Source organism: Streptomyces lothianensis, assembly GCF_047779955.1.
Lineage (GTDB): Bacteria > Actinomycetota > Actinomycetes > Streptomycetales > Streptomycetaceae > Streptomyces.
The window spans coordinates 1-450 of the sequence record NZ_JBLMKT010000141.1 but is presented as its reverse complement, the minus strand read 5'-3'; the positions used below and the strand labels follow the sequence as shown (position 1 = coordinate 450).

Annotated in this window: 1 protein-coding gene; it reads right to left on the bottom strand. The window is 73.1% G+C overall.

What is annotated here, in order from left to right; translation table 11 throughout:
• Nucleotides 1–450: Rossmann-fold NAD(P)-binding domain-containing protein (locus ACLF6P_RS29970; protein ID WP_415954564.1), on the bottom strand; the 450-nt coding region annotated here is incomplete at both ends.

Here is a 450-nt window from a genome sequence, read left to right as displayed (position 1 = left end):
AGACCTGGGCCTGGGCGGTGCTGAGGAGGGGGTCCGAGGCGCCGGTGGAGACCGCGCCCTGGGTCAGGCACCACAGCGGGGCCTCCACACCCGCATCCCCGAGACGCTGAACGAGGGTGAGTGTTGCCGCCAGGCCCGGGGCCACCCCCTGGTCGAGAGTGTCGTCATCGATCGCGAGGAGGGAGACGACACCGGCCACATCCGCGTCCGCATACCCGGACAGGTCGGCGTCGGCGCCGATACGGATCACCTCGGCGCCGGATGAGGCGAGGCCGTGGGTGATCCAGTCGCTGGTGTCGCTGTCCGGGCCGTCGGGGGCCGCGAGCAGCCAGCGGCCGGTGAGGGCGGCGGGCGTGGCGGGCGTGGCGGGCGTGGTGGGGGTGGTTGTGGTGTGTAGGGGCTTCCAGGTGGCGTGGTAGCGCCAGTTGTCGATGGTGGACTGCCGGCGCC